Source organism: Streptomyces sp., assembly GCF_035644915.1.
GTDB lineage: Bacteria > Actinomycetota > Actinomycetes > Streptomycetales > Streptomycetaceae > Streptomyces.
This window is the reverse complement of the sequence record NZ_DASQNP010000082.1, coordinates 70265-93543: the sequence shown is the minus strand read 5'-3', so window position 1 is coordinate 93543 and position 23279 is coordinate 70265. Positions and strand designations below refer to the sequence as shown.

General features: G+C 73.9%; 23 protein-coding genes. 12 read left to right on the top strand and 11 right to left on the bottom strand.

Annotated features, from left to right (window positions below; translation table 11 throughout):
* The first annotated feature begins 259 nt into the window (after nt 1-259).
* Together VE546_RS09900 and VE546_RS09895 are read left to right on the top strand one after the other, a co-directional pair.
* On the top strand, nt 260-1378 hold the full coding sequence (locus VE546_RS09900) for an acyl-CoA desaturase (protein WP_324920756.1): 1119 nt from the start codon (nt 260-262) through the stop codon (nt 1376-1378).
* Between the two features lie 88 nt (nt 1379-1466).
* Nucleotides 1467-1652, top strand: a complete 186-nt coding sequence (locus VE546_RS09895) for a hypothetical protein (RefSeq protein WP_324920754.1) — start codon at nt 1467-1469, stop codon at nt 1650-1652.
* 78 nt (nt 1653-1730) lie between these two features.
* On the opposite strand, the gene VE546_RS09890 is transcribed toward VE546_RS09895, so the two are convergent.
* Entirely contained in the window at nt 1731-2537 is an 807-nt protein-coding gene (locus tag VE546_RS09890) for a hypothetical protein (RefSeq protein WP_324920753.1), read from the bottom strand.
* 121 nt (nt 2538-2658) lie between these two features.
* Nucleotides 2659-3258 carry a class I SAM-dependent methyltransferase gene (locus VE546_RS09885; RefSeq protein ID WP_324920751.1) on the bottom strand — a complete coding sequence of 200 codons (600 nt, stop codon included), beginning with the start codon at nt 3256-3258 and terminating at the stop codon, nt 2659-2661.
* A 173-nt stretch (nt 3259-3431) separates the two neighbouring features.
* Here VE546_RS09885 and VE546_RS09880 point away from each other — a divergent pair, with 173 nt between their 5' ends.
* Entirely contained in the window at nt 3432-3824 is a 393-nt protein-coding gene (locus tag VE546_RS09880) for a roadblock/LC7 domain-containing protein (RefSeq protein WP_324920750.1), read from the top strand.
* A 264-nt stretch (nt 3825-4088) separates the two neighbouring features.
* Nucleotides 4089-4967, top strand: coding sequence for a DUF6397 family protein (locus tag VE546_RS09875; RefSeq protein ID WP_324920749.1), 879 nt, complete (start codon nt 4089-4091; stop codon nt 4965-4967).
* On the opposite strand, the gene VE546_RS09870 is transcribed toward VE546_RS09875, so the two are convergent.
* On the bottom strand, nt 4854-5756 hold the full coding sequence (locus tag VE546_RS09870; protein WP_324920747.1) for an acyl-CoA thioesterase II: 903 nt from the start codon (nt 5754-5756) through the stop codon (nt 4854-4856). The genes VE546_RS09875 and VE546_RS09870 overlap by 114 nt on opposite strands.
* 34 nt (nt 5757-5790) lie before the next feature.
* A complete protein-coding gene (locus VE546_RS09865; protein WP_324920746.1) occupies nt 5791-8304 on the bottom strand; it encodes a DEAD/DEAH box helicase in 2514 nt (837 codons plus the stop codon).
* 121 nt (nt 8305-8425) lie between these two features.
* Here VE546_RS09865 and VE546_RS09860 point away from each other — a divergent pair, with 121 nt between their 5' ends.
* Nucleotides 8426-9220 carry a metal-dependent hydrolase gene (locus VE546_RS09860; RefSeq protein ID WP_324920745.1) on the top strand — a complete coding sequence of 265 codons (795 nt, stop codon included), beginning with the start codon at nt 8426-8428 and terminating at the stop codon, nt 9218-9220.
* Nucleotides 9221-9285: 65 nt separating this feature from the next.
* Here the strand turns inward: VE546_RS09860 and VE546_RS09855 are convergent, their stop codons facing one another.
* Complete coding sequence (locus VE546_RS09855) at nt 9286-11067, bottom strand: ABC transporter ATP-binding protein (protein WP_324920743.1); 1782 nt, start codon at nt 11065-11067, stop codon at nt 9286-9288.
* On the bottom strand, nt 11064-12932 hold the full coding sequence (locus VE546_RS09850) for an ABC transporter ATP-binding protein (RefSeq protein WP_324920742.1): 1869 nt from the start codon (nt 12930-12932) through the stop codon (nt 11064-11066). Before VE546_RS09850 ends, VE546_RS09855 begins: the two co-directional genes overlap by 4 nt.
* A gap of 217 nt (nt 12933-13149) precedes the next feature.
* On the opposite strand from VE546_RS09850, the gene VE546_RS09845 reads away from it, so the two are divergent.
* The 4 genes from VE546_RS09845 (at nt 13150) to VE546_RS09830 (ending at nt 17121) form a co-directional block, all read left to right on the top strand.
* Complete coding sequence (locus VE546_RS09845) at nt 13150-13917, top strand: L,D-transpeptidase family protein (protein ID WP_324920741.1); 768 nt, start codon at nt 13150-13152, stop codon at nt 13915-13917.
* Between the two features lie 124 nt (nt 13918-14041).
* Complete coding sequence (locus VE546_RS09840) at nt 14042-15898, top strand: ABC transporter ATP-binding protein (RefSeq protein ID WP_324920739.1); 1857 nt, start codon at nt 14042-14044, stop codon at nt 15896-15898.
* 541 nt (nt 15899-16439) lie between these two features.
* Nucleotides 16440-16625: a hypothetical protein gene (locus VE546_RS09835; protein WP_324920737.1), complete on the top strand. Its 186-nt coding sequence runs from the start codon at nt 16440-16442 to the stop codon at nt 16623-16625.
* A 109-nt stretch (nt 16626-16734) separates the two neighbouring features.
* Nucleotides 16735-17121, top strand: a complete 387-nt coding sequence (locus tag VE546_RS09830) for a nuclear transport factor 2 family protein (protein WP_324920735.1) — start codon at nt 16735-16737, stop codon at nt 17119-17121.
* Nucleotides 17122-17136: 15 nt separating this feature from the next.
* Here VE546_RS09830 and VE546_RS09825 read toward each other — a convergent pair whose 3' ends face one another.
* The 3 genes from VE546_RS09825 to VE546_RS09815 are packed head-to-tail and all read right to left on the bottom strand — an operon-like array spanning nt 17137 to nt 18445.
* On the bottom strand, nt 17137-17625 hold the full coding sequence (locus VE546_RS09825) for a GNAT family N-acetyltransferase (RefSeq protein WP_324920733.1): 489 nt from the start codon (nt 17623-17625) through the stop codon (nt 17137-17139).
* Complete coding sequence (locus VE546_RS09820; protein WP_324920731.1) at nt 17622-18056, bottom strand: NUDIX domain-containing protein; 435 nt, start codon at nt 18054-18056, stop codon at nt 17622-17624. Before VE546_RS09820 ends, VE546_RS09825 begins: the two co-directional genes overlap by 4 nt.
* Entirely contained in the window at nt 18053-18445 is a 393-nt protein-coding gene (locus VE546_RS09815; protein WP_324920729.1) for a VOC family protein, read from the bottom strand. Before VE546_RS09815 ends, VE546_RS09820 begins: the two co-directional genes overlap by 4 nt.
* Before the next feature lie 85 nt (nt 18446-18530).
* Between VE546_RS09815 and VE546_RS09810 the strand changes: the two genes are divergently transcribed.
* Nucleotides 18531-19205, top strand: a complete 675-nt coding sequence (locus tag VE546_RS09810) for a ThuA domain-containing protein (RefSeq protein WP_324920727.1) — start codon at nt 18531-18533, stop codon at nt 19203-19205.
* A gap of 79 nt (nt 19206-19284) precedes the next feature.
* Nucleotides 19285-19809 carry an O-acetyl-ADP-ribose deacetylase gene (locus tag VE546_RS09805; protein ID WP_324920726.1) on the top strand — a complete coding sequence of 175 codons (525 nt, stop codon included), beginning with the start codon at nt 19285-19287 and terminating at the stop codon, nt 19807-19809.
* A gap of 21 nt (nt 19810-19830) precedes the next feature.
* On the opposite strand, the gene VE546_RS09800 is transcribed toward VE546_RS09805, so the two are convergent.
* Nucleotides 19831-20112: a hypothetical protein gene (locus VE546_RS09800; RefSeq protein WP_324920724.1), complete on the bottom strand. Its 282-nt coding sequence runs from the start codon at nt 20110-20112 to the stop codon at nt 19831-19833.
* Nucleotides 20113-20380: 268 nt separating this feature from the next.
* On the opposite strand from VE546_RS09800, the gene VE546_RS09795 reads away from it, so the two are divergent.
* On the top strand, nt 20381-21895 hold the full coding sequence (locus VE546_RS09795) for a pentapeptide repeat-containing protein (protein ID WP_324920723.1): 1515 nt from the start codon (nt 20381-20383) through the stop codon (nt 21893-21895).
* A gap of 27 nt (nt 21896-21922) precedes the next feature.
* Here the strand turns inward: VE546_RS09795 and VE546_RS09790 are convergent, their stop codons facing one another.
* Nucleotides 21923-23218: a DUF1343 domain-containing protein gene (locus tag VE546_RS09790; RefSeq protein WP_324920722.1), complete on the bottom strand. Its 1296-nt coding sequence runs from the start codon at nt 23216-23218 to the stop codon at nt 21923-21925.
* Between the last annotated feature and the right edge of the window lie 61 nt (nt 23219-23279).

Sequence of the window (23279 nt, the reverse complement as noted above, 5' to 3'; positions counted from 1 at the left end):
ACGGACGACTCCTCAAACTTGACTAGTGGAGGGCGGCCAAGAGTACAACACGACCGCACCGTCCCGGAAACGCCCCGGAACCGTGGTGCGCGGACGGCGGGAAGACCGCGGGGCGGCCGGCCGGTGGGGCTGTCCCCCGGGCCGTGAGGGGGCTGGGAACACCCCCCACCGGGAGGCTGCCGCCATGGTTCCCGCCGACTGCGGCCCCTACGTTCGAGCAGGTCGGAACCGTATGCCGAAAAAAGTCCCCGGAGGCCGCATGCCCAGGACCACCGCCGTGCCCCCCGCCGTACCCGCCGCCGCGCCGGACCGCGGCCCCGGCCGGAGTGCCGACCGAAGCGCCGACCGGAGCGCCGGGCGCACCGTGTCCGGCGGCAGCGAGTTCGTCCCCCTGCTGCGGCAGATCAAGGAGCAGGGCCTGCTGGAGCGGCGCCCCGGCTGGTACGCGGGCTGCATCGCCGTCAACGCGCTCGCGCTCGCCGCCGTCGCCGCGGGCGTGGTGGCCCTCGGCGACTCCTGGTGGGTCCTGGTGCTGGCCCTCCCGCTCGCCGTCCTGTGGGCCCGCACCGCCTTCATCGGGCACGACGCCGGTCACGGGCAGATCGCCGCGGGCCGCCGCGCCAACCGCGTGCTCGGACTCGTCCACGGCAATCTGCTGCTCGGCATGAGCTACGCGTGGTGGAACGACAAGCACAACCGCCACCACGCCAACCCCAACCACGTCGACAAGGACCCGGACGTCGGCGTCGGCGTCCTGGTGTGGACCCAGCGGCAGGCCGCCGGGCGGCAGGGGGCCGCGCGCCGGCTCACCCGCAACCAGGCGCGGCTGTTCTTCCCGCTGCTCCTCCTGGAGGGCATCGCGCTGAAGGCGGCGAGCGTACGGATGCTGTGGTCCGGGGAGGGGGAACGGCGGCGGGGGCGCGGGCGGGCCGTCGAGGCGGCGCTGCTCCTGTCGCACCTGACCGGGTACGCGGCCCTGCTGCTGGCGGCGATGCCCCCCGGCAGGGCGGCCGTCTTCGCGCTCGTCCACCACGCGCTGTTCGGGCTGCACCTGGGCTGCGCCTTCGCCCCCAACCACAAGGGCATGGAGATGCCCGACCCGGACGGGGAGCCCTGGGGCCACCTGCGCCGCCAGGTCCTCACCTCGCGCAACGTGCGCGGCGGAGCGCTCACCGACTGGCTGCTGGGCGGGCTCAACTACCAGATCGAGCACCACCTCTTCCCGAGCATGCCGCGCCCGCACCTGAGGCCGGCCCGGCCGCAGGTCCGCCGGTACTGCCGGACGGTGGGCGTGCCGTACACCGAGACCGGGCTGCTGGACTCCTACGGGCAGGCGCTGCGGCACATGCACGAGGTCGGCGCGCCGTTGCGGGCGTGACGAACGGGTAGGGGGAACTCGGCGGCCCGTGGGGACGTTGTGGAGAACGAGAGCGGCGGTCGCACCGCCGCCTGAGGAGGCGTGGAAGATGACCAACCGCGGGAAGGTCGCCGTCGGCGGCGTGGCCGCCGGTCTGCTTCTGTGGTGGCTGACCGGCAGTTTCCTGATCGCGATAGCGGTGATGGTCGGTGTTCCGGCGATCGCCTACCTGATGCTCGACCCCTCACAGCGGCGGCGCCTGCGGAGGGTGGCGCGCAAGGAACTCGGGCGCTGATCCGCGGCCCGGCCCGCGGGGCGCGGGCCGGGCGCCTCGGGGCCTCGGCGTTTCGGGCCGGGCCCCGTGGCACCGCGCTCAGGCGGCGTCCGGCCGTACGGCCAGCTCGTCCAGCGCCTTGAGCAGTCCCGGCAGCTCCGGGCCGCGGCCCACCGGAAGCACCTCGCCCGGCTCGTCGTCCAGCAGGACGAACGCGATGTCGTCGGTGCGTGCCACCAGGCTCCAGCCGGGCCCGTCCGCGCGCAGCGTCCGGGCGTCGTCGGTGGCGAAGGCCGAGCGGACGCGGCCGGGCGGAGGCGGGGAGTCCACATAGGCCCGGGCCTCCGCCAGGGCGCGGCGCACCTTGCTGTCCGGCTGCTCGCCCGGCTCGACGAACGTCACGTCCGCCTCGACCCGCGCGCGCCAGTCCGCCCACTGCAGTGCGATCTCGTCCGCGCCCAGCCGCCGCTGTGCCGGGCCCCAGCGCGAGGTGTCCGGCGGGGACAGCGGCGCCCGGCCGCCGTCCAGCTCCGGGTCCGGTTCGGGGTCGTGGGGCGCCGGGACGCCCGGCGCGGCCACCGCCACCGCCAGGGGCCAGCCGGGGAACACGGCGGCGATCGTCCGCTCGTCCGGGGACAGGTCGTACGCCATGCCGCAGTCCCAGGCGGCGATCGCGCACGCCACCAGGGACACGTCCTCCGTGGCCACCGTCCAGCGCGCGCCCCGGCCGTCCTGCCCGAGGACGAGGCCGTAGCCCTCCGCGTACGGCTCCAGGCCCAGCACGGCGCACGCCTCCGGGTAGTCGTCGCCCAGGACGCTCGGGAACCGCGCGGGTGTGAGCAGCACCGCGGTCAGCACGTACAGCGCGTCGTCGTTCCCGCTCCCCGCCTCCGGCACGCCAGCCACGCCAGCCTCCTCTCCGGCCAGTTGTCCGCGCACCCTAGCCAGGGGACGGGGGCGCCGTCGAGAGACGGGGCGGGAGACGGGGGACACACCGCGGGGCGGGGGAGGGGTGCGGGGAGGCGGGTCAGACGCGCACGGACAGGGCGAGGTAGCGGTCGTCCTCGTCGACGTACGAGGTCAGACGCCAGCCCGCGGCCAGCAGCAGGGGGCGGAGGTTCGGCTCGGCCCGGGGATCGTCGGGGGAGAGCGCGTGCCCGCGCCGGGCGGCGAGGGCGGCTCGCCCGACCGGGTGGAACAGTGCGAGGCGGCCACCGGGCCGGACCACCCGGGCCAGTTCCCGCAGGCCCGCGACCGGATCGGACAGGTGCGTCACCAGCCCGGCGGCGAACACCGCGTCGAGCACGCCGCCGCGCAGCGGCAGCCGGAGGGCGTCGGCGACGGCCAGCAGCGCTCCGCGGTGCCGTCCGGCCAGGACGGCGACCTCCAGCATCGCCGGGGTGAGGTCGAAGCCCAGCACCGTGCCCTCCCGGCCGACCGCGGCGCGCAGCGCGGGCAGCGCGCGCCCCGTGCCGCACCCCGCGTCCAGCACCGAGTTCCCGGGCAGCAGCCCCAGCTCGGCCACGGCCGCGTCGTAGACCGGGCCGTCGTCGGGGAACCGGGCGTCCCAGCCGACCGCGCGCTCGGTGAAGAACTCCCGCACCCGTGTCCTGTCGTACTCCGTCATACGGCCATCCTGCTCCACCGCCGGTGCCTGTTCCCGAGCCTGTTCCCGGGCCCGCTTCCCGGTACCCCTCCTTCCGCTTCCGGTTGTGCCCCGGGCAGGCCGGATCGGTGGTTGCCCCGGCGCCCGCGGTGGGTAAGGCTGGCACGGCATGACCATGAGAAGGGGGATCGGGGATGGCTCTGAGCAGTGAGCTGGACTGGCTGCTGAACGACCTGACGCAGCGGGTGTCGTCGGTGCGGCATGCGCTGGTGCTCTCCACCGACGGGCTGGTCACGGGAGCCAGCCAGGGCCTGGAGAGGAGCGAGGCGGAGCACCTCGCCGCCGTCTCCTCCGGGCTGCACAGTCTGGCCAGGGGGACGGGGGAGCACTTCCACGTGGGCCGGGCGCGCCAGACGGTGATCGAGTTCGAGGAGGGGATGCTGTTCGTGACGGCCGCCGGCGACGGCAGTTGCCTGTGCGTGCTCGCGTCGGCGGAGGCCGACATGGGCCAGATCGCCTACGAGATGACCCTGCTGGTGAACCGGGTGGGCGAACACCTGGGCGTGGCCACGCGCAACGGCCACTGATCAGCCCCCGAACGGCCGCCGGCTGTCGGCCGCCACCCCACCGAACCTACTCCGACCAGGCGTTCCTCCAGGTTTTCCACAGGCTCCGCGACGGGATGCGACAACGGGTTACGGTCGTCGCACACGGTGATCGGAGCGTTGCGAAGGGGGACGGTCGTGTCGGTGGGAACGGTACGGACGGAGACGGCGGGGGCACGGGAAGCGGTCGGAGCAACCGGGGCCGTTCCGGTGGGAATGCCTGCGGGCGCGCCGGACGGGGTCCCGGTGGGCGCCGTGCCGATGGGCCGGGCGCGCCGGATGCTGGGGCTCAGGCCACGGGAGATGGAGCTGGCCGTCCAGCTCGGGGAGGTGGCGACGGTGGCGGCGGGCGGAGAGCGCCACCGCCACCGGGTGCCGTCGGCGGAACTGGCCAGACTGCGCGCCGAGGAGGGATTTCCGGCCACCCTCCGGGACCGGCTGCGCCTGGTCGGCGCCCGGGAGGGCGCCGGGCTGCTGGGCGTCTCCCCGGCGCGCTTCGCCAAGTTGGCCCGCGCCGGCTGTTTCGGCCCGGTGCGCTTCTCCCTCAACCGGTACCGGTCCGTGGTGTGGTCCTACCTCGCGGCCGAGTTGCGGGACGTCGCCGAGCAGCAGCCGGAACTGCTCCGCGGCACCCTGCCCGAGGGGTTGCGGCGCCTGCTGGCCGAGGGCGAGGACTGGCGCCCGCGTCACTGGCGCAACCGCCGGATCGCCCAGGTGGTGCGCCGCACGGACGACCCCTGGGCGGCGGCCGCCGCCCATGCCGCCGTCCTCGCCCCGGAAGTGCTGGAGGAGGCCGTGCCGGACGGGGCCGAGCGGGCCCGGCTGGAGGAGCTCCGGCCCGACCTGGCCCCGGTCCGGCCGGAGTCCCTCGCCGCCCGGGAGGTCGTCCGGGAGCTGCTCACCGCCGACGGCGAGGAGGAGGTCTTCTGGCACCGGCTGGGCCTGACCCTGGCCCTGGGCACGGCGCGCTCGGCGCGTCCCCTGCCCCGGCCGTCGCCGGGCGGGGCAGGGTCAGCCGCCCATCTTGCGGAACAGGCCCTCCTGCATCACGGACACCAGCAGCCGGCCCTGCCGGTCGTAGATCTGGCCCCGGGCGAGCCCGCGGGCACCGGTCGCGACGGGTGACTCCTGCTGGTAGAGGAACCACTCGTCGGCGCGGAACGGGTTGTGGAACCACATGGCGTGGTCCAGCGAGGCCATGTCGAAACCGCGCGGCCCCCACAGGGGCTCGACGGGCAGGCGCACCGCGTCGAGCAGCGTCATGTCGCTGGCGTAGGTGACGGCGCAGGTGTGGACGAGCGGGTCGTCGCCCAGCGGGCCCATCGCCCGCATCCACACCGCGCTGCGCGGCTCGACGCCCTCCAGCTCCTCGGGCGTCCAGCGCAACCGGTCCACGTACCTGATGTCGAACGGCTGGTGACGCGCCATGCGCTCCAGCGGTTCGGGCAGCGTGCCCAGGTGCTCGCGGATCTCGTCGGTCAGCTTCGGCAGCGACTCGGGATCCGGCACCTCGGGCATCGGCAGTTGGTGTTCGAAACCCGGCTCACCCCGGTGGAAGGAGGCGGTCAGGGTGAAGATCGTCCGACCCTGCTGCACGGCCACCACGCGGCGGGTGGTGAAGGACCGCCCGTCGCGCACCCGCTCGACCATGTACACGATCGGAACCCCGGGCATACCCGGCCGCAGGAAGTACGCGTGCAGCGAGTGCACCGGGCGGTCCCCGTCGGTGGTGCGCCCGGCCGCGACCAGCGCCTGCCCGGCGACCTGGCCGCCGAAGACGCGCTGCAGCGGTTCGTCGGGGCTGTCCCCGCGGAAGATGTTCTCCTCGATCCGTTCCAGGTCGAGCAGGTCGACCAGGCGCTCGGCCGGATGGGCCGGGCCGGCCGGGTGCGCCGTACTGGTCGGGTCGGTCATCGTCGGTACTCCCTCGTGTGCTTCCGGGCCGCCGTCACAGCGGACCGACATCAATGATCTTGATCACCGCGCGGCCCTCCTCGTCGGAGGCGGTGAGGTCCACCTCGGCGGAGATGCCCCAGTCGTGGTCGCCGTTGGGGTCGGCGAAGATCTGCCGGACCCGCCACAGGCCGTCCTCGGGCCGCTCCTCGATCTGCAGCAGTTTCGGCCCGCGGGCGTCCGGGCCGGTGCCCAGCTCGTCGTACTCCTCCCAGTAGGCGTCCATGGCCGCGGCCCAGGCGTCGGCGTCCCAGCCGGACTCGGCGTCCAGCTCGCCCAGCTCCTCGACCTTGTCCAGGGCGGCCAGCTCCACCCGCCGGAACATCGCGTTGCGCACCAGGACGCGGAAGGCGCGGGCGTTGGCGGTGACGGGCTTGACCTGGTCGGCGCGCTCCTGCGCCTCCTCGGCCGTCTCGGCCTCGGGGTTGGCCAGTTGCTCCCACTCGTCCAGCAGGCTGGAGTCGACCTGGCGGACCATCTCGCCGAGCCACTCCACGATGTCCTGGAAGTCCTCGGACTTCAGGTCGTCCGGCACGGTGTGCTCCAGGGCCTTGTAGGCGCCGGCCAGGTAGCGCAGCACGATGCCCTCGGTGCGCGCCAGTTCGTAGTGGGAGACGAACTCCCCGAAGGTCATCGCCCGTTCGTACATGTCGCGGACGACGGACTTGGGGGACAGGGGGTGGTCGCCGACCCAGGGGTGGCTCTTGCGGTAGACGCCGTAGGCGTGGAAGAGCAGCTCCTCCAGCGGCTTGGGATAACCGATGTCCGCCAGCCGCTCCATGCGCTCCTCGTACTCCACGCCGTCCGCCTTCATCCTGGCCACGGCCTCGCCCCTGGCCTTGTTCTGCTGGGCGGCGAGGATCGGCCGCGGATCGTCCAGCGTGGACTCGACGACGGAGACCATGTCCAGCGCGTACGAGGGGGATTCGGGATCCAGCAGTTCGAAGGCGGCGAGCGCGAAGGTGGACAGCGGCTGGTTGAGCGCGAAGTCCTGCTGGAGGTCGACGGTCAGCCGGATGGTGCGCCCCTCGGCGTCCGGGGTGTCGAGCTGTTCGACGATCCCGCCGTCCAGCAGCGAGCGGTAGATGGCGATCGCCCGCCGGATGTGGCGCAGTTGGCTGCGCCGGTCCTCGTGGTTGTCCTCCAGCAGCTTGCGCATCGCCTGGAAGGCGTCGCCGGGCCGCGCGATGACGGACAGCAGCATCGCGTGGGTCACCTTGAAACGGGAGGTGAGAGGCTCCGGTTCGGAGGCGATCAGCTTCTCGAAGGTCTTCTCGCTCCAGTTGACGAAGCCCTCCGGCGCCTTCTTCCGGACCACCTTGCGGCGCTTCTTCGGATCGTCGCCGGCCTTGGCGAGGGCCTTCTCGTTCTCGATGACGTGCTCGGGCGCCTGGGCCACGACCAGACCCGCCGTGTCGAAGCCCGCCCGGCCGGCGCGGCCCGCGATCTGGTGGAACTCCCGCGCCCTCAGCACCCGCACCCGGTTGCCGTCGTACTTGGTCAGAGCGGTGAACAGCACCGTACGGATGGGCACGTTGACGCCCACCCCCAGCGTGTCGGTGCCGCAGATCACCTTGAGCAGGCCCGCCTGGGCCAGCTTCTCCACCAGCCGGCGGTACTTCGGCAGCATTCCGGCGTGGTGCACGCCGATGCCGTGCCGGACATAGCGCGAGAGGTTCCGCCCGAACCGGGTGGTGAAGCGGAAGTTGCCGATCAGTTTGGCGATCTCGTCCTTCTCCGCGCGCGAGCACATGTTGATGCTCATCAGGGCCTGGGCCCGCTCCACCGCCTGCGCCTGGGTGAAGTGCACGATGTACACCGGCGCCTGAGCGGTCTCGAGCAGCTCGGTCAGCGTCTCGGTCAGCGGGGTGGTGCGGTACTCGTAGCTCAGCGGCACCGGCCGGGTGGCGGAACGCACCACGGCGGTCGGCCGCCCGGTGCGCCGGGTCAGGTCCTTCTCGAAGCGGCTCACGTCGCCGAGCGTCGCCGACATCAGGACGAACTGCGCCTGCGGCAGCTCCAGCAGGGGAATCTGCCAGGCCCAGCCGCGGTCCGGCTCGGCGTAGAAGTGGAACTCGTCCATCACGACCTGGCCGATGTCGGCGTCCGCGCCGTCCCGCAGCGCGATGGAGGCCAGCACCTCGGCGGTGCAGCAGATGACGGGCGCGTCGGCGTTGACCGATGCGTCACCGGTGAGCATGCCGACGTTCTCGGTGCCGAAGAGCTTGCACAGGTCGAAGAACTTCTCCGACACCAGCGCCTTGATGGGGGCGGTGTAGAAGGTGACCTTGTCCTGGGCCAGCGCGGCGAAGTGGGCCCCGGCCGCGACCAGGCTCTTGCCGGAGCCGGTCGGGGTGGACAGGATGACGTTCGCCCCGGAGACCACTTCGATCAGCGCCTCCTCCTGGGCGGGGTAGAGCGTGATGCCCCGGCCCTCGACCCAGCGGGAGAAGGCTTCGTAGAGGGTGTCGGGATCTGCGGTGCTCGGCATCTGATCGATAAGGGTCACGTCCTCCATACTGCCTGCCGCCGTGGCCCCGAAGGCAACCGGCCGACGGTACGAAGATCATCGGCGCTACGCTGTGTCGCCGACAGGGCGGCGGAGCGAGCACGATGGGGTGGGGACGCACATGATGGGACCGGCGCATTCGCTGTCGGGGGCGGCGGCCTGGCTGGGAGTGGGGGCGGGGGCGTACGCCCTGGACCGGCCGATGCCGTGGCCGGTTCTGGTGGCCGGTGCGCTGATCTGCTCGGGTGCGGCCCTCGCACCCGACCTCGATCACAGGTCGGCGACGATCTCCCGCGCCTTCGGCCCCTTCTCCAAGTGGCTGTGCGAGGTGATCGAGAAGCTGTCGTGCGCGGTCTACAAGGCGACCCGCAAGCCCGGCGACCCCAGGCGCGCCGGCGGCCACCGCACCCTCACCCACACCTGGCTGTGGGCGGTGCTGATGGGGGTGGGCTTCTCGGCCCTCGCGGCGTTCGGCGGCCGATGGGCGGTCCTGGGCATCCTCTTCGTCCACATGGTGCTGGCCGTCGAGGGCCTGCTGTGGCGGGCGGCGAGGGTCTCCAGCGACATCCTGGTGTGGCTGCTGGGCGCGACCAGCGCCTGGATCCTGGCGGACATCCTGAACGAGCCCGGCAACGGGGCGGACTGGCTGTTCACCGGGTCCGGCCAGGAGTACCTGTGGCTGGGACTGCCGATCGTGCTCGGCTCCCTGGTGCACAACGTCGGCGACGCCATCACCGTCTCCGGCTGTCCGATCCTGTGGCCGATCCCCGTGGGCAACAAGCGCTGGTACCCGGTGAGCACGCCCAAACCCATGCGGTTCAGGGCGGGCAGCTGGGTCGAGCTGCGCGTCCTGATGCCCGCCTTCACCATCACCGGGGCGATGAGTGGGATGTGGGCTCTGGGCCTCATCGGCTGATCCTCCCGGCCGGGGTGGGCCCGGGCGGGAGGATCAGGGACGCAAGGCGCCGGGACGGCGCGGACTCAGCCGTGCCAGGACCGCCACAGCGCCGCGTAGGCACCGCCCGCGGCGACCAGCTCGTCATGGCTGCCCAGTTCGCTGATCCGGCCGTCCTCCACGACCGCGATCAGATCCGCGTCGTGCGCGGTGTGCAGCCGGTGGGCGATCGCCACCACCGTGCGCCCCTCCAGCACCCGGGCGAGCGAGCGCTCCAGATGCCGGGCGGCACGCGGGTCCAGCAGGGAGGTCGCCTCGTCCAGCACCAGGGTGTGCGGGTCGGCCAGCACCAGCCGGGCCAGCGCGATCTGCTGGGCCTGCGCCGGGGTGATCGTCAGCCCGCCGGAGCCGACCTCGCTGTCCAGGCCGTCCGGCAGGTCGCGCGCCCAACCGTCGGCGTCCACCGCCGCGAGGGCGGCCCACAGCTCGGCGTCGGCGGCGTCCGCGTTCGCCAGCAGCAGGTTGTCGCGCAGCGAGCCGACGAAGACGTGGTGCTCCTGGTTGACCAGGGCCACGTGCTCGCGCACCCGCTCCGCGGGCATCCGGGCCAGCTCGGCGCCACCGAGCGTGACCCTGCCCGCCCGCGGTGCGTAGATCCCGGCCAGCAGCCGCCCCAGCGTGGACTTGCCCGCGCCCGACGGACCGACCAGTGCGACCCGCGTACCGGGCGCCACGTCCAGCGACACCCCGTGCAGCACGTCGCTGCCCTCGTGGTAGCCGAAGCGCACCGCGTCGGCCCGCATCTCGCGCCCCTCCGGCACCACCGCGCCGTCACCGGAGTCCGGGTCGATCTCCCGGACCCCGACCAGCCGGGCGAGGGACACCTGGGCGACCTGGAGCTCGTCGTACCAGCGCAGGATCAGGTTGATCGGATCGACCAGCATCTGGGCGAGCAGCGCACCCGTGGTCAGTTCGCCCACCGAGATCCAGTCCCGCATCACGAAGAGGCCGCCGAGCACCAGCACCGAGCCCAGGACCAGCACATGGGTGGCGTTGATCACGGGGAAGAGGACGGTCCGCAGCCACAGGGTGTACCGCTCCCAGGCGGTCCACTCCTTGATGCGGCGCTCGGACAGGGCCACCCGGCGCGCGCCCAGCCGGTGGGCCTCGACCGTCCGCCCGGCGTCCACGGTCTCGGCCAGGGCCGCGGCGACGGCGGCGTAGCCGGCGGCCTCGGAACGGTAGGCGCCGGGTGCCCGCCGGTAGTACCACCGGCAGCCCGCCAGCAGCACCGGCAGGGCGATCACGACGGCCAGTGCCAGCGGCGGTGCCGTGACCGTGAGCGCGCCCAGCAGCAGTCCCGCCCAGACGACGCCGATCGACAGTTGCGGCACCGCCTCCCGCATGGCGTTGGCCAGCCGGTCGATGTCGGTGGTGATCCGCGACAGCAGGTCCCCGGTCCCGGCCCGCTCCAGCACACTCGGCGGCAGCCCCACCGAGCGGACCAGGAAGTCCTCGCGCAGGTCCGCCAGGATCCGCTCGCCCAGCACGGCACCGCGCAGCCGCACCTGCTGGACGAAGACGGTCTGGACGGCCAGGGCGGCGGCGAACAGCGCGACGGTGCGCTCCAGGTGGAGGTCGCGTGCTCCCGCCGCGAGGTCCTCCACCAGGCGTCCCAGCAGGTAGGGGCCGACCGTGGAGGCCACCACCGCGACCGCGTTCACCGCCACCAGCAGCGTGAACGTCCCGCGGTGCCGCCGGACCAGCTCGCCGGCGTAGGCGCGCACGGTCCGCGGCCCGCCGACCGGCAGGGTCGTGGCCGACTCGGGCGCGGCCGGGTCGTACTGCGGGGGTGCGACGCCGATCATGCGGTCTCCTCCATCCGTGCGGGCCGTCGCGGCTCCCGTGCCCCGGCGGCCATGTCGTGGGCGCCGGCCGTGCCGGGGGTCGTACGGGCGGGGGGCGCCTCGGAGACGGTGGCGGCGGTGCCGTCGGTCTCCCGGGTGACCACCGCGCGGTACTCCGGCTCGCTCACCAGCAGCTCCCGGTGCGTGCCGACGGTGACCACCTCGCCGCCCCGGACGAACGCCACCCGGTCGGACCGGTCCAGCAGCAGCGGGCTGGAGGTGAACACCACCGTGGTGCGGCCCGCGCGCACGCGGCGCAGCGCGTCGGCGACACGGGCCTCGGTGTGCGAGTCCACCGCGCTGGTCGGCTCGTCCAGCACCAGCACGTCCGGATCGGTGACCAGCGACCGGGCCAGGGCCAGCCGCTGGCGCTGGCCGCCCGAGAGGGATCTGCCGCGCTCGGTGATCCGCGCCCGCATCGGATCCCCGCCGTTCCCGGCGGTGGACTGCAGCAGGGCGTCGAGCACGTCACCGCACTGGGCGGCGTCCAGCGCCTGCCGGGGAGTGACCCCGCCGGACGACGGCACGTCGAGCAGCTCCCGCAGGGTGCCCGACAGCAGCACCGGGTCCTTGTCCTGCACCAGTACGGCGGTGCGGGCGGTCTCCAGCGGCAGCTCGTCCAGTGCGACACCGCCCAGCAGCACCGACGGCGCTCCCTCGGGGGTGTCGGTGCCGTGCCCGCCCAGCCGCTCGGCGAGCCGTCCGGCGGCGTCCGGGTCGCCGCACACCACCGCGGTCAGGCGTCCGGCCGGTGCGAGCAGCCCGCTCACCGGGTCGTACAGGTCGCCGCGCGGCGTCCCGGCGGCCGGGGCGGCCTGGGAGCCGCCGGTCCCCCGGCGCAGCGCCAGGATGCGGGCCGCCCGTTTCGCCGAGGGCCGGGAGAAGGAGTACGCCATGGCGAACTCCTGGAAGATCCGCAGCGGGAAGAGCAGGAAGGTCACCGCGCCGTACACCGTCACCAGCTCACCCACGGCGACACGCCCGTCCAGCGTCAGCCGCGTGCCGAACCAGACCACCGAGATCAGCAGCAGTCCCGGCAGCGCCACCTGCACGGCGTCGATCAGCGACCACATCCGCGCGGTGCGCACCGCCGCCCGCCGCACCTCCTGCGAGGCCCGGCGGTACCGGTCGAGGAACAGTTCCTCGCCCCCGATGCCGCGCAGCACCCGCAGCCCGGCCACCGTGTCGGCGGCCAGTTCGGTGGCCCGTCCCGCCTTCGCGCGCTGCGCGTCCGCGCGGCGGGTCGCCGGCGGCAGCAGCGGCAGCACGGCCAGGACCAGCGCCAGCACCCCGGCCGTCACCAGGCCGCCCAGCAGCGGCTCGTACACCACCAGGGCCGCGCACACCCCGAGCGTGCCCAGCAGCGCGGCGCCGAAGCGGGAGACGCTCTCCACGCACCAGCCGATCTTCTCGATGTCGCCGGTGGAGACGGCGACGACCTCCCCGGCCGCCACCCGCCGGGTCAGCGCGGCCCCCAGCTCCGCGGTCCGCCGGACCAGTAGCTGCTGCACCCGCGCCGCGGCGGTGATCCAGTTGGTGACGGCGGTACGGTGCAGCATCGTGTCACCCACCGTGACCGCCAGGCCCAGCACCACCATCAGCGCGCCCGCCGAGACGAGCCGCTCCCCGGACCGTTCGGAGGCGGCCTGCACGGCCTGTCCCACGGCGACGGGGAAGGCCGCCACCGCCGCCATGTGGAGCGTGCCCCAGGCCAGCGACTTCATCTGGCCGCCCAACTGTGACCGCCACAGCCAGACCAGTAAGCGGAAGCCGGACCGTACGTCGGGAATGCCGGGATCGGGATACGGAAGGTCGCGAATCTGCATGGCGTCCCAGGGCGGTCTCGGTGGCGGATGCAACCGTGCAAGACTCCCGTCCGCCTCCGGCCCCGGGCAAAGGGTTTTCCGCACGGTGACGCGCGACCGGCCGCGGACGGCCGCGCCCGCCCGGGCGGAAGGTCCGGCGGACGGGTGGACGGACGGGCGGACGGTTGACGGGTCCGGAACGGCACGGGGCGCGACGGTGGGTGGGACGATGGACGGCATGCGGAGAAGACCCACCACGCGATCCGGCCCCGGTCCGGGGCGCACGGCGCGGGCGGTCTGCGCCGCCGCGGCGCTCGCCCTGCTCGCGGGCTGCGGCGGCGGTGCGGGCGGCGGCACGGACCGGGCCGGGGCGGCCGACTCCCGGCGCACCGGACCGGCGCACCCCTCCCCGTCCGCCACCGAGTTCCGGCGCATCCCCGGGGTCGGCGACCGCCTCCACTCCCGCATCCCCTCCGCCTCGCGCCAGGTCGTGGCCGTCTACGGCGAGGACGAGGACTCCGCCGACGCCACGGTCGTCCTCTACACCCGGCACGGCGACACCTGGAAGCGCGAACGCCGCTGGCCCGCCCACAACGGGCGGCGGGGCTGGACCCCCGACCACCGCGAGAACGACAGGCGCAGCCCGGTCGGCGTCTTCACCCTCTCCGACGCGGGCGGAGTCCTCCCCGACCCGGGGACGAAGCTGCCGTACACCCGTTCCGCCGCCTTCGCCGCGCCGCGCCACTGGAAGCGCGCCTACTGGCACGACTTCGACTACGTCATCGCCATCGACTACAACCGCGTCCGGGGCACCCCGCCCAACGACCCGACCCGGCCCCTGGGCCAGGAGAAGGGCGGCAGCATCTGGCTGCACATGGACCACGGCAGCGGCACCTCCGGCTGCGTCAGCCTGTCCAAGGCCGCCATGGAGCACCTGCTGCGCACCCTCGACCCGGCGCTGCACCCGGTCATCGTGATGGGGGACAGGAAGAGCCTGGCGTCCTGAACCGGCCCCGACCCGCCGCCCGCCCGGTGCCGCGGCACCGGGCGGTGCCGGACCGGCGCCCGTACGCTGGTGAATCGGCCACCGCCGTCACCCCGTCCCGCACGCCGACCGCCGAAGGAGCGCATTGCACCGCGACGAACCCGCCTGGACACCACCGCCCCGGGAGGAGGGCGCCCCGCGGCCGCCCGGCCAGATCCGCCGCATCCTCCGCCTCTTCCGCCCCTACCGAGGACGGCTCACCGTCGTCGGGCTGCTGGTCGGCGCGTCCTCGCTGGTCTCGGTCGCCTCGCCCTTCCTGCTGCGCGAGATCCTCGACGTGGCGATCCCGCAGCAGCGCACCGGCCTGCTGTCCCTGCTCGCCCTCGGCATGATCGCCACGGCGGTGCTGACCAGCGTCTTCGGGGTGCTGCAGACGCTGATCAGCACGACGGTCGGCCAGCGCGTCATGCACGACCTGCGCACCGAGGTCTACGCCAAGCTCCAGCGGATGCCCCTGGCGTTCTTCACCCGCACGCGCACCGGCGAGGTCCAGTCCCGCATCGCCAACGACATCGGCGGCATGCAGGCCACCGTCACCTCGACCGCGACCTCCCTGGTCTCCAACCTCACCAGCGTGGTGGCGACCGTCGCCGCCATGCTGGCGCTGGACTGGCGGCTCACGCTCGTCTCCCTGGTCCTGCTGCCGCTGTTCGTCTGGATCAGCCGGCGCGTCGGCCGCGAGCGCAAGAAGATCGCCACCCGGCGGCAGAAGCAGATGGCCGCGATGTCGGCGATGGTGACCGAGTCGCTGTCGGTCAGCGGCATCCTGCTGGGCCGCACCATGGGCCGTGCCGACTCCCTCACCCGTGCCTTCGCGGACGAGTCCGAACGGCTGGTGGACCTGGAGATCCGCTCCAACATGGCCGGGCGCTGGCGGATGGCGGTCATCGGCATCGTCATGGCGGCCATCCCGGCGCTGCTGTACTGGGCCGCCGGACTCCTCCTCCACCTCGGCGGCCCGGCCTTCTCCATCGGCACCCTGGTCGCCTTCGTCACCCTCCAGCAGGGCCTGCTGCGCCCCACCGTCTCGCTGCTGAGCACCGGTGTGCAGGTGCAGACCTCCCTGGCCCTCTTCCAGCGCATCTTCGAGTACCTGGACCTGCCGGTGGACATCACCGAGCCCGCCCGGCCCGTACGGCTGGCGCGGGCGCGCGGCGAGGTCCGCTTCGAGAACGTCACCTTCTCCTACGACCCGGCCGCGGAGGCCCCCACGCTCAGCGGCATCGACCTGACCATCCCGGCGGGCGGCAGCCTCGCCGTCGTCGGCCCCACCGGTTCCGGCAAGAGCACGCTGAGCTACCTGGTGCCCCGGCTCTACGACGTCACCGCAGGGCGGGTGACCATCGACGGGATCGACGTACGGGACCTGGACTTCGACTCCCTGGCCCGGGCGGTGGGCGTGGTGTCGCAGGAGACCTACCTCTTCCACGCCTCCGTCGCCGACAACCTCCGCTTCGCCCGGCCCGACGCCACGGACGCCGAGATCGAGGCCGCCGCCCGCGCCGCCCAGATCCACGACCACATCGCCTCGCTGCCCGACGGGTACGACACCCTCGTCGGCGAGCGCGGCTACCGTTTCTCCGGCGGTGAGAAGCAGCGCCTGGCCATCGCCCGGACCATCCTGCGCGATCCGCCCATCCTCATCCTCGACGAGGCCACCAGCGCCCTGGACACCCGCACCGAGCAGGCGGTCCAGCGGGCCATCGACGCCCTGTCCACCGGCCGCACCACGCTGACGATCGCCCACCGCCTGTCCACCATCCGCCACGCCGACGAGATCGTCGTCCTCGACGGGGGCCGGATCGTCGAGCGCGGCACCCACGCGGAACTCCTCGCCCGCAACGGACGGTACGCGGCCCTGCTGAGGCGCGACGCCGTCCTGCCGGAGTCGGCCGGTCCGGACGCCGTGGGACCGGGGGCGGTGGAGACCGCCCCTGCCTGATCCGCCCCTGCCGGTGCACCGCGGCGGGGTGACGCGGCCGGACGGCCGGTCCCCATCGGCGGCGTCGCCGAGTCCGGCCGCGTGCGCTTCCGCGCCGGGCCGGTCCCGCGGGCCGTCCCGGGCGTACGGCGGGCGGATGCGGCTGGTCACCGCCCGGCGGCCGGGGCACCGCCGCGTCACCACCGGCCCGGACATGATCGCCGGGGCGCTGGAGCCCCTGCTTCTCGCCGGCCGCCGGGCCGACCCGGCGGCCGGCGGGGGTCGGTGGAGGCCGCCCGCAGCCGGTCCACGACCGCGGAGGCTGCCCGTTCGTACGCGCGGTCGCCGTCTCCGGGCAGCGACCGCGCCCCGACGGCCTCCAGCGGGGCGGTGATCTCGAAGGCCGGCCGGTCCACCGCGGTGTCCGGGTGCGGCTCGCCCGCGAGCCGGGCCCCGCCGGCGTCTGCTCCACGAACGCGGTCCTGTCATCCGGGGCCGCGGCCCCGGCGTCGCGCACCGGGACGCCGCGGGCGTCGGACTCCGCGGAGACGCCGTAGGAGCCGTGGCGGAAGCAACCGCCGGGGAGGCCCGCTCCCGCGAGCAGCCCGGCCGGCCCGCGCACGGCCGCCGTACCCGCGCCGGACCGGGCGGCAGGCCGCCCACCGGCCGCACCACCCGCTCGGCGAACACGGCCCGTGCCGCGCGCACCGTCACCGGCTGCGACTCCTCCGTGGAGCCGAATCCTTAAGGAGCCGGAAGGGCGAGCACCCGCTCCCGCCGGGCCCCGGCCCGGTCGCGATCCGCCCCGGGGAGAGCCGCGGTGCCCGTTGTCGGTGCCGTGGGGCAGACTCCGGCTCATGACGCACACCCGAACCGACATCCGAGCGGCGATCGAACGGTACTGGTCCGCGGCGCAGGCCCGGGACTGGGACGCCTTCGGCGCCCTGGTCGCGCCCGACGTCCGCTACGAGGTGCCCCAGACCCGCGAGCGCGTCCGCGGCCGGGAGGCGTACGTCCGCTTCAACGCGGAGTACCCCGGCGACTGGCGGGTGACCGTCGAGCGGATCGTGGCCGGTGAGCGCGAGGGTGTGAGCTGGGTGAGCTTCGCCGTGGACGGGAGGACCGAGACCGGCCTGTGCTTCTTCACCTTCGACGAGGACGGCCTGATCAGCGCCATCGCCGACTTCTGGCCCGAGCCGTACGAACCGCCCGCCGGCCGCGAGCACCTGGTCGAGCGGTACTGACCGCCGCCGGGCCGCTCAGCGGAGGACGAGCAGCCACTCCTCCACCGTCTCCCCGCGCGCCGCCGCGTGGCCGCTGTCCTCGCCGCAGCGGACGAAACCGCACTTCTCCAGGACCCGCAGCGAGCCGTGGTTGTCCTTGGCCGCGCGGGCGTACAGCGGCCGGTGCGGCTGCTCGGCCAGCAGGACGGCCAGCGCGCGGCTCGCGATGCCGCGGCCCCAGTGCTCGCGGGCGATCCAGTACGCCACCTCGCGCCGGTCCGGGACGTCCCAGGGGGTGTAGAGCACGACGCTGCCGACCACCTCGCCGTCGGCCAGCGCGGTCCGGAGGACGATCTCCGGATCGCCCAGGAGCCGCTCCCAGCGGGCGTCGAAGGCGGCGCGGTCCGAGGGGTCCTCCACGGTGAAGGCGGCCATCCGGTTGGCCTCCGGATCGAGCTGGAAGCGGAAGAGGAGGGGCAGGTCCGCGGGCACGGTCGCGCGCAGTTCCACCCCGGCCCCGGTCACGACAGCTCTCCCGCCGCGTGCAGGTCGTCGAAGACCAGCCGGTCCACCGGCGGCACCCGGTCGCGGTCGGCGTAGGACAGCCAGGCGATCTCCTCGATCTCGCTGCTGGCGGCGAGCGTGCCGCGGTAGTCGCCGGTGTAGCAGGCCATCCGCACCACGAGACCACCCGCGCCCCCCGCGGGCCCGTCCACCGGCGCCTCGTAGGTGCCCACGTGGGCGACGCTCGACGGCAGGACCGCCACGGTCAGTTCCTCCTCGACCTCCCTCAGCAGGGTCTGGAGGTCGCTCTCCCCGTCGTGGCGCTTGCCGCCGGGGATGTAGAAGAGGTCCTTGCCGCGCGTACGGGTGCCCAGGATCCGGCCGTCGCGCAGGAGCACCCACGCCACCGTGTCGATCAGGCCCGTCCCGGGGCCCGTTATGGAGTCCGTCACCGTCCCTCGCTCCCGCCCGGTCCGAGCGGCCCCGGCCTGCGCGGGGTGAACACGCAGAACTCGTTGCCCTCCGGGTCGGCCAGGACGTCCCACTCGATCTCCCGGTCGCGCCGCCGCACCATGGTCGCGCCCAGCGCGAGCAGTTCCTCGGTGTCGCCCCACACGTCGAAGTGCACGCGGTTCTTGACGGTCTTCGGCTCGGGCACCGAGTTGAACCAGATCACCGGCCCGGCGTCGTGCGGGTGGTGGATGGCCACCGGCCACTCCGGCGGCGGGGGCGGATGGCCCAGCGGCCTGCGGCGTTCGTATCCCAGCGCGGCGCACCACCAGTCGGCGAGCGCCTGGTGGTCGTTGGCGTCCACGACGAGGTCCTTGAGACGAGCGGGCATGCCCCCGAGCGTAGCCGCCGCAGGTCCGCCGCGGACCCGGCCACGCCGTCTGTCCGCCGCCGCGGAGCCGGGGGATCATGGGGCCATGAGCTCCGCCCGGATCCTCGTCTTCACCCGGACCACCGGCTACCGGCACGACTCCATCCCGCACGGCATCGACGCCTTCCGCGCCCTCGGCGCCGAGCACGGCCTCGCCGTCACCGCCACCGAGGACCCCGACGTGCTCGCCGCCGCTCTGGCCGGCGACGGCTGCCGCGCCGTGGTGTTCCTCTCCACCAGTGGCGAGGTGCTGACCCCCGGCGGCCGCGAGGCGCTGCGGTCGTACGTCAGCGGAGGCGGCGCCTTCGTCGGCGTCCACGCCGCGGCCACCACCGAGTACGACTGGCCCTGGTACGGCGAGCTGCTCGGCGCCCGCTTCGAGCGGCACCCGGCCCTCCAGCCGGGGGTCGCGGTCGTCGAGGACCACGACCACCCGGCCACCGGACACCTGGGAGCCACCTGGCCGTTCACCGACGAGTGGTACGACTTCCGCTCCAGCCCGCGCGGCCGGGTGCGGGTGCTGGTCTCCGCCGACGAGGCCACGTACGAGGGCGGCGGGATGGGGGAGGACCACCCGCTGGTGTGGTGCCACGAGAACACCGGGGGCCGCACCTTCTACACCGCCCTCGGCCACACCGCCGAGTCCTACGCCGATCCCGTCTTCCGCCGCCACCTGCTGGGCGGGCTGGCCTGGGCGGCCCGGCTGCCCCTGCCCTCCTGAGACCGGCCGGGGCTCCGTGGGCGCGGCCCGGCGGGGCGACGGGACGGGGACGGGGCGGGACGGGTGACAGGATGGAGGCATGGCCACGATCCGCCTCCTTCGGGGAGACATCACCGAGCAGTCCGTCGACGCGGTGGTGAACGCCGCCAACTCCTCGCTCCTGGGCGGCGGAGGCGTCGACGGGGCGATCCACCGCAGGGGCGGCCCGGAGATCCTCGCCGAGTGCCGCGCCCTGCGCGCCTCCCGGTACCGCGAGGGGCTGCCGACCGGCCGGGCGGTGGCCACCACGGCCGGCCGGCTGCCCGCGCGCTGGGTGATCCACACGGTGGGGCCGGTCTGGTCCCCCGCCGAGGACCGCTCCGGCCAACTGGCCTCCTGCTACCGCGAGTCGCTGCGCGTGGCGCGCGAACTGGGCGCCCGCACCGTCGCCTTCCCCGCCGTCTCCACCGGCGCCTACGGCTGGCCGCTGGACGACGGCGCCCGCATCGCGCTGCGCACGGTGCGCGAGGAGACCCAAGGGCCCGGGAAGGACGAGGCGTTCGAGGAGATCCGCTTCGTGCTGTTCGACCAGCGGGCCCACGACGCCTTCAGCGCGGCGCTGTGACCGCCGCCGGGCCCACCGGGCTCAGCACGAACCGATGTCCACGGGGCGGTCGGCGTCCGTGCCGTGGTCCGCGCGGGCCGCGGTGGTCTCCGGCTCGGTCTCCCCGCAGGGGCTGAGCGTGCCGTCCGCGCAGACCACCTGGACGGTGTAGGTGTCGTCGTGGCCGTTGCCGGCCAGGGTGTAGCGCCGGCCCGCGGGGCCGTCGAGGCACGACGGTGCCCCGTCCGCCTCGGTGTCCCCGGGCTCGCTCAGGGCGAGGAGCACGAGGGGCAGGGTGGCGAGCGGGGTGACGATCCGCAGCACGGTGACTCCTTCACACGGGTTCGCGGGTGTGACGGTCCCTCACCATGCCACCCTTGCAATACGTTTCATCGACTTGCGCAAGAACGGGATGTTACTTCTGTCCCGGGAGACGCGCACGACCCTCCACAGGCTGCCCGGCGGCGGAAGCCCGGGAGCGGGGATCGTCGGCGGGCGGCCGGGGCGGGTGTTCGCGCCGCACCGATTCGGCGGTTTCCCCGCCCGGACGCCCGACGTTGCGTTGTCATGAAACATGCGCAGGCAACGGGTGATGGCACGGACTCTGCTCGTCCTGGGATGTCTTGCGGTCGTGGGTGCGCTGGTCGGAGCGGTGCTCCTGGTGTGGCGGGGACCGTGGTGGCTGGACGGCCACTACCTGAGCACCGAGGATCTGCGCTCGGGTTCCTCCGCCCTGGTCACCGGATTCCGCACGTCCGTCGTCCAGCTCTTCGCCGTCTTCGGCGCCGGCATAGCCCTGGTGTTCACCGCGTTCAACTACCGGCTCACCCGCCGCGGCCAGATCACCGACCGTTTCATCAAGGCTCTGGAACGCCTCGGGTCCGAGGAACTGTACGTCCGCACCGGCGGCGTCCTGGCCCTGGAACAGATCGTCCAGGACGCGCCCGACCAGGCCACCCATGCGGCGCAGGTCCTGAATGCCCTCCTCCGGCGCCACGCCCCGCGCCGCACCCGGGCGGATGTCCCCGCAGCCCGTGACTCCCCTCACCGGGGCGCTGTACTGCTCCCCGAATCCCCGCGCGACCTTCCCGGCAAGCCCGAATCGGACGTGCAGTACGCGCTGACCGCGCTCACCGGTCCGGCCGTACGCCGACACGCCGATCCGGCACAGCTCCTCGACCTCACCGAACTGCACCTTGCCGGGGCCCGGCTCGACGGCGCGGGTCTCGCCCATGCCCGGCTCGACAGGGCGGATCTCACCGGTGCCCGGCTCGGCGGGGCGGTTCTGACCCATGCCTGTCTTGAGGGGGCGGTCTTGGCCGGGGCCGGGCTGAGCAGGGCGGATCTCACCGGTGCGCGTCTTGACGGGGCGCGGCTCGGCCATGCCTGTCTTGAGGGGGCGGTTCTGGCCGGTGCCGGGCTGAGCGGGGCGGATCTCACCGGGGCGCAGCTCACCGCGGCGGATCTCACCGAGGCTCATCTCGACGGGGCGCGGCTGGCCGGTGCCCGTCTCGACGGGGCGGACCTCACCGGAACCCACCTCAGCGGGGCGGATCTCACCGGCGTCCATTTCAACGGGTTGAAGCTCGCCGGCGCCCATCTCGCCGGGGCGATACTCGCCGGTGCCTGGCTCGTCGAGGTGAACCTCGCGCACGTTTGGCTCCACGGAGTGAGCTTTGCCGGTGCTCATCTCGACGGGGCGCGGCTGGCCGGTGCCCGTCTCGACGGGGCGGACCTGACCGGGGCGCAGCTCACCGCGGCGGATCTCACCGGTGCCCGTCTCGACGGGGCGAAGCTCGCAGACACCCTCCTCACCGGGGCGACACTCGCCGGTGTCCGGCTCGTCGGCGCGGATCTCGTCGGCGCCCGGCTCATCAACGTGGACCTCACCGGGGCGGATCTCAGCGGGGCGGATCTCACCGGTGCCCACCTCGACTGGGCGACCCTCACCGACGCCCGTCTCGACGGAGCGGACCTGCGGAGCGCCCGAGGGCTCACGGTGCGGCAGGTGGTGGCAGCCCGTCCCACCGGGGGGACCGGGCTGCCACCCCGGATCGCGGAGGACCCGCGGGTCCTCGCCCGCATGGAGGGGCGGGCGGAGGACTAGCCCCGGCGGGCCGGGCGGAGCGTCGGCTCAGCGGTAGAGCAGGTACGCGCGCCGGGTCCGCTCGAAGGCGCGGACCTCGTCCCGCCAGGCGCCCACGACCTCGTCCACGTCCTTGCCCGCGTCGATCATCTCGCGCAGCCGGGGCGAGCCGGAGAGCTTGTCGATCCAGAACGGGCGCTTGGCGTCCCAGGAGTCCTGGCGCCAGGCGAAGTCGGCGTAGCGGCGCGCCTCCACCAGCATCGCGACCGCCGTGGGGATCGGCTGGTAGCGGCGCGGATCGGTGACGTGGATCTGGACGCCCGCGCAGGTGACGCCGGAGTGCTTGCTGAACGTCGGCACGAAGTAGCCCTCGCGGAACCGTACGCCCGGCAGTTTCCGGGCGTTGAGCCGGTCGCTGTAGCGGTGGTCCAGGTAGGGCGCGCCGACGAACTCGAACGGGCGGGTGGTGCCGCGTCCCTCCGAGAGGTTGGTGCCCTCGAAGTAGCCGGTTCCGGCGTAGACGACGGCCGTGTCCGCCGTCGGCATGTTCGGGGAGGGCGGCACCCACGGCAGGCCGTTCTCGTGGGCGGTGGAGTGCGGGTCCCAGCCGCGCACCGGTACCACCTCCAGTTCCACCTCGCCGCCCTCGCCCTCCTTCGGCAGCAGCTCGCCGTTGAAGTAGCGGGCCAGCTCGCCCACCGTCATCCCGTGCTGCTGGATGATCACCTCGGCGCCGACGCCGGAGGTGAACTCCTCGGTCATCAGGGGGCCGTCGGCCCGGCGCCCGATCGGGTTCGGGCGGTCCAGCACCACGAACCGGGCGCCGGTCGAGCGGGCGGCGACCATCGCGCTGTACATGGTCCAGATGTAGGTGTAGAAGCGGACGCCGACGTCCTGGATGTCGAAGACGATCGTGTCCGCGCCGGCCTTGGTGAACAGCTCGGCCATCTTCGCCGCGCCCGCGCCGTACGCGTCGTACACCGTCAGGCCGGTGCGCGGGTCGGTGAACTCCGGCTCGGACTCGCCCGCCTGCGCGCTGCCCCGGAAGCCGTGCTCGGGGCCGAACACCCCGACGATGTCCAGTTCGTCGCGCGCGGCCATGGAGTCCACGATGTGGCTGGTGTCGCGCAGGACGCCGGTGGGGTTGCTGATCACGCCGACCCGGCGGCCGCGCAGCATGGACCAGTTCCGGGCGGCCGCGGCGTCGGCGCCGGTGACGACGCCCCGTTCGCGGGACGGGTCGGCGGACCGGCCGGGGGCGGCGGCGGTGGCGGTGGTGGGGAGGAGCGGCGCGGCCAGCGCGGCGGCCGCGCCGGTGGCGAGAAGTGATCGGCGGGAAGGCATGCCGGGAAGCTATCCACGCGTGCGGGGAGCGACAAGGGGCCACGCACGGTGACAAAGGTGT

Bases quoted from the DNA above. Each gene is read 5' to 3' on its own strand.
- VE546_RS09900 (WP_324920756.1), top strand. From the start codon at position 260: ATGCCCAGGACCACCGCCGTGCCCCCCGCCGTACCCGCCGCCGCGCCG.
- VE546_RS09895 (WP_324920754.1), top strand. From the start codon at position 1,467: ATGACCAACCGCGGGAAGGTCGCCGTCGGCGGCGTGGCCGCCGGTCTG.
- VE546_RS09885 (WP_324920751.1), bottom strand. From the start codon at position 3,258: ATGACGGAGTACGACAGGACACGGGTGCGGGAGTTCTTCACCGAGCGC.
- VE546_RS09880 (WP_324920750.1), top strand. From the start codon at position 3,432: ATGGCTCTGAGCAGTGAGCTGGACTGGCTGCTGAACGACCTGACGCAG.
- VE546_RS09870 (WP_324920747.1), bottom strand. From the start codon at position 5,756: ATGACCGACCCGACCAGTACGGCGCACCCGGCCGGCCCGGCCCATCCG.
- VE546_RS09860 (WP_324920745.1), top strand. From the start codon at position 8,426: ATGATGGGACCGGCGCATTCGCTGTCGGGGGCGGCGGCCTGGCTGGGA.
- VE546_RS09855 (WP_324920743.1), bottom strand. From the start codon at position 11,067: ATGATCGGCGTCGCACCCCCGCAGTACGACCCGGCCGCGCCCGAGTCG.
- VE546_RS09850 (WP_324920742.1), bottom strand. From the start codon at position 12,932: ATGCAGATTCGCGACCTTCCGTATCCCGATCCCGGCATTCCCGACGTA.
- VE546_RS09845 (WP_324920741.1), top strand. From the start codon at position 13,150: ATGCGGAGAAGACCCACCACGCGATCCGGCCCCGGTCCGGGGCGCACG.
- VE546_RS09830 (WP_324920735.1), top strand. From the start codon at position 16,735: ATGACGCACACCCGAACCGACATCCGAGCGGCGATCGAACGGTACTGG.
- VE546_RS09815 (WP_324920729.1), bottom strand. From the start codon at position 18,445: ATGCCCGCTCGTCTCAAGGACCTCGTCGTGGACGCCAACGACCACCAG.
- VE546_RS09810 (WP_324920727.1), top strand. From the start codon at position 18,531: ATGAGCTCCGCCCGGATCCTCGTCTTCACCCGGACCACCGGCTACCGG.
- VE546_RS09805 (WP_324920726.1), top strand. From the start codon at position 19,285: ATGGCCACGATCCGCCTCCTTCGGGGAGACATCACCGAGCAGTCCGTC.
- VE546_RS09795 (WP_324920723.1), top strand. From the start codon at position 20,381: ATGGCACGGACTCTGCTCGTCCTGGGATGTCTTGCGGTCGTGGGTGCG.
- VE546_RS09790 (WP_324920722.1), bottom strand. From the start codon at position 23,218: ATGCCTTCCCGCCGATCACTTCTCGCCACCGGCGCGGCCGCCGCGCTG.